Below are 4,457 nucleotides of genomic sequence, written 5' to 3'. Positions count from 1 at the left end.
GCGGTCAACGTCCGGCCCGCAGCAGTCACCGTCAACGGCGCGAGCTCGTCGTCGAACGTGAGCGTTGCACCCAGCCCCACGAGGAGAGCGTCACGGTCGGCAGCGCTCACCGAGATCCCCGACACGCGCACGTATCGAGGGTCAGCGAACACCTTGTCGTCGAACGCCCCATGACCGCGCGGACGGTTCGCGAACCCGTCGCGGCCAGACGGCAGACCGTCCCAGCCCTCGAGCGTGCTCATCACGGGCACCGAATCGCTCGACCGGTCACCGTAGAACGTCATCGAGCCCCACACCAGCGAGGCACCGGTCAGCGTCGTCATGATCCCGCACCCGATCTCATCATCTGCCAGGACACCTCGCTGCCGAGCCTGCGAATGACGTCCGACGAGTCGCCGGCAGTCAGGGTTACCGAACCGATCAGCGGCGCCGTGCGCTGCGAGCCGCCGGTCGACTGCGTCGGGGCGGCGTGAGACACGTACCCGCCCGTGGAGAACCTCTGCGCGTTGAGGTCGTCGAACATCGACTTCCCGTAGCGGGAGACAGATGCCGCCTTGATGACGTACTCGCCGTTGGACAGGCGGGCGGGGATGCTGTCGGAGGTCGCGGTGCCGGGGCCGTAGACGATGCCGCCCTCGGCACGGTTGGCGTAGTAGCCGCCAGACGTTCGCATCTCCGCAGTGACGACGATGTCCGGCATCTTCAACAGCGCCTTGAACGCGGCGAGGCGCTGCTCCGCGACGGTCGTGTCGACCGACACCGGCACGGACACCTTCTCGGGGATGAGCCCCATCTCGTCAGCCAGGCGGGCCGCGTCCTCGGCGCCCATGCCCATCGCCTTGGCTGCCTTGATGAACGCTTCGCGAGTCGTTGCCATCGACGCCTTCAGCTCGTCCTGCGTCGCGCCGTTCGCCTGCATCGACTCGACGACGTCCCACCCAGCCTTGGAGATGTCGTCGAGCGCGGCCTGGTTCTTGCGACCGGCCTCGGTCGTGATGTCGAGCGTCTGCCCGTTCTCGTCGAGCGACGCCGTCGCGTCGTCAATCGCGGCCTGGAACGCGCGCTGTGCGTCACGCTCAGACAGGACGATGCCCGCAGCCTTCGACTGAAGGTCGATGAGCTCCTCGAGCGACGGGATCTGCGCCTCGACAGCAGCGGTCGTCCCGTCGATGCTGTCCGTGAGGTCGTCCGCGCCGACGCCGGCGGCCTCGTCGGCGATCTGCTTCTGCGCCGCAGCCTTCTGCGCGCCGGTCAGGGCCGACGACTGCTCATCGAGCCCCTTGGTCAGCCCGTCGACGTGCATCTTCGCGGCCTGCGTCGTCGAGGCAGACGACGAGTGCGCCTCGATGTACGCCGACGTGACCTCGTTGACGCGCTCGACAGCGTCGGCCTCGCCCAAGATGTAGCCCTGGAGATCCTCGACCGACAGGCCGAACTCCTCGGCCTTGTCGATCAGCGACTCAGGGTCGGCACCGAAGATCGAATCGACCCACGGGGTGATGTTCTTCGACAGTCCGTCGTTGATGATCGAGAGCGTGTCGTCGGTGACGTTCCCGAACTCGTCAAGCGTGGACTGGAACTCCTCCGTGCGCGCCTTCGCCTCGGCGGCGTTCTCCGCCCACTTGGACAGCGCGAACCCGCCCACGGCGAGAGCGGCACCAGCGATGCCGATAGCCGTACCCGCGGTGCGCGCCGAGATCTTCAGCGTCGCCAGCGCGGTCTTGACCTCAGAGATGCCCACGACGAGCTTGCCCATCCCAGCGATGCCGAGCGCGACCATGCCGCCCCCGCCGACGAGCGCGAGCGTCACGTTCTGCACGGAGGTCGGCGCGTCAGAGAAGGCGTTCACCATGTCGGTGACGTTCTGCACCATGCTGCGCAGAGGCCCGTCGGCGCCCTCGCCGAGCGCGATCAGGGCCGTCTCGACCGACCCCTGAAGGATCTTCAGGTCGCCGTTCAGGTTGTCCAGACGGGTCGCGGCAGTCTCCGCGGCGAACCCCTGGTCGTCGACGGCAGAGATCCAGTCGCGGATACCCTGCTCGCCGTTCTCGTAGACCACGGCAGCGGCACGGACAGCGTCGGTGCCGAAGATCGTCGCGAGGGCAGAGTTGCGCTGCTCCGGCGTCAGGTCCTTCAGCGCCGTCTGCAACGAACCCGCGAACTCAGCCAGGCCGACGAACCCGCCCTGCGAGTCATACGCCGAGATCCCGAGCTCGTCCATCATGTCCTTCGCCTCTTCGGACTGAGGCGTCAAGCGCTGGAGCATGGACTTGAACGACGTGCCAGCATCCGAGCCGACCAGACCGGCCGCAGCGAACGCCGTCAGGCCGGCGGTCGTCTCCTCGATGCTCAGGCCCGTCTGATCCGCCACGAGGCCCGACTGCTTCAGCGCCATGCCGAGGTCGGACACGCCGCCCTGCGCCTTCGCGGCACCAGCAGACAGGAGGTCCGCGACGTGGTTGACCTGCTCGCCGCCGAGACCAAACTGAGTCATCGCCGTCGCCGCGATCTCCGCAGCCTCGCCGACCTCAAGCTCACCCGACGCGGCCAGGGACAGCGCGCCAGTCAGACCGCCACCGAGGACGTCCTGCGCCGAGACGCCCGCCTTCAGCAACTCCTCGATGCCGCCAGCCGCCTCCTTCGCCGAGTAGGCCGTCTCGCGGCCAGCGTCGAGCGCGGCATCACGCAGCGCGGCGAGGTTCGACGCGGCATCGGCACCGGTCGCAGCGACGTTGCTCATCGACTGGTCGAAGTCCGCGAACGACTTCACAGCCAGACCGGCAGCACCCACCGCGGCGAGCCCGAACACACCGAGCGTGTTCGACAGCTTCGAGATCGACGCCTGGTTGCGCGAGACCGCGCCAAGCGTCCGCGACCCGAAGTCCTGCGCAGCCTTGCCGGCAGTCTGGAACCCGGAAACCAGGCCCCCGACCTTCGCCTGCAAGACCACGGCAACGGTGCGATCGGCCACAGGACCAGCCCCCAATCCGGGATTGCGTGCGCTAGATTTGGGGAATGGCCGAAGGAATGACCGGCGCAGGAAAAGCCGTCGTCGGCATCGTCGTCGGGGTGCCGCTCCTGCTCATGGCCGGTTGCGGGGTGATCCTCATGACCGGCGGATCAGGCGACGGAACAGCGAGCATCGAGGCGCGCAACCAGTGTCAGGAATGGGTCAGCGACCAACTCCGCGCACCGTCCACCGCCCGCTACAGCGCCGTATCCGCAACCGGCGGACCGAGCGAATGGACCGTGACCGGGGCCGTCGAGGCTGAGAACGGCTTCGGCGGGATGGTCCGCGAAACGTGGTCCTGCACCATCCGCCTCGACGGCAACACCTGGCGCGGATCGGCGGCGCTGAACTAGGTCAACTCCGCAGCGAACAACAGCGCCCGCGAATGGGAATCGGGCCGCTCGTCATACGGCTTGCGCGCACGATCCGCAGCCGTCGTCGGGAAGCACCTCGTCGGCGGCGGGACATGCCACCTGCCCTCAGACGCCGGGTCCGCGCACACCGACAAGTGACGCCCGCACAAGGGGCACAACTCGTCCTCGAATTGCGACAAGGCCACAGCCCACGCCCGCTCCTGCTCATCCCACTCAGGCTCACGGGTCGTCACCGAACGGATCAGCCGCCCGTCCTCGCCGTACACGTGCTCCGTCGTCTCGACCGGCTCCCAACCACTGAACCGCTTGTACGAGACGCCGCGCTCTCGTGCTAGTCGGAGCTCGCGGACGAGGCCAGGCTCCGCAGCGAGGCGGCGGCCCGAGAGAAAGGGATGCCCGCTGCCCCCTTGTTCAGCTCGAGGACCGCGTCGACGAACTCGCCGTACTGGCCGTTCGTCATGTCGTCCGCGAGCGGCAGCCAGTCCTTCGCGCCGTCGAACGTGACCGACTCGCCGGCCTGCTCGACGTCGACGATCGACTCGGCGAGGACCGCGTCGAAGAACGTGGCCGTGTTGATCTGGTACTGCGCGTCCGCAGCGTCGTCCTTGCGGGGCGGGTGAGCGGCGACGTGCGCGGCCCACTTGTTGCGAGGCAGGCCACGCACACGGAACCGCGCCGTGTCAGCCGCCATGCGCTCCTCGAGGTCGCCGACCTCAGCAGCCAGCGCCGTCGCCTCCGCGTTGCCCGTCATGCGCCCATCGGCGGGACGCTTCATCAGGTCGGCGAGGCGCGCGGTGGCAGCCTCCCACTCGGCACGCAGCGATGCGTCGAGGCACAGCGAAACGACCTTCTCGGGCCGCTTGATGGTCAGGCTCATGTCTCTCTACTCCCGGCTCAGGGTTCCCGGCTCAGACGGTGCGACCCCCTGCCGCGCCGAGCCGGGGTGGCGCGGCAGGGGGAGACGGGGAAGGTCAGGCGGTCACCGCGACGTCGACCTGAACCTCGCCGGTCACGAACAGCTTCTGCGAGGTCTTGAGGACCGAGTTGGCCTCAGGCGGCAGGTCGCTGTACTG

The 4,457-nt window shown here is 68.3% G+C and carries 4 protein-coding genes; 1 reads left to right on the top strand and 3 read right to left on the bottom strand.

From position 1 onward, the window contains the following. The coding region (locus ABWK99_RS13920; protein ID WP_372595300.1) for a hypothetical protein at positions 1–323 on the bottom strand (323 nt) is incomplete at its 3' end. Then, the gene (locus ABWK99_RS13915) at positions 320–2,971 is read right to left on the bottom strand and encodes a phage tail tape measure protein (protein WP_372595299.1); all 2,652 of its coding nucleotides are present in this window, start codon (positions 2,969–2,971) and stop codon (positions 320–322) included. The genes ABWK99_RS13915 and ABWK99_RS13920, both read right to left, overlap by 4 nt. A gap of 44 nt (positions 2,972–3,015) precedes the next feature. Between ABWK99_RS13915 and ABWK99_RS13910 the strand changes: the two genes are divergently transcribed. Then, complete coding sequence (locus ABWK99_RS13910) at positions 3,016–3,363, top strand: hypothetical protein (RefSeq protein WP_372595298.1); 348 nt, start codon at positions 3,016–3,018, stop codon at positions 3,361–3,363. A gap of 352 nt (positions 3,364–3,715) precedes the next feature. Here the strand turns inward: ABWK99_RS13910 and ABWK99_RS13905 are convergent, their stop codons facing one another. After that, entirely contained in the window at positions 3,716–4,261 is a 546-nt protein-coding gene (locus ABWK99_RS13905) for a hypothetical protein (protein WP_372595297.1), read from the bottom strand. Between the last annotated feature and the right edge of the window lie 196 nt (positions 4,262–4,457).

Source organism: Actinotalea sp. (genome assembly GCF_041597215.1).
Classification (GTDB): Bacteria; Actinomycetota; Actinomycetes; order Actinomycetales; family Cellulomonadaceae; genus Actinotalea.
Note: the sequence above shows the minus strand (reverse complement) of the source record. Positions and strands in the feature narration are given on the sequence as shown.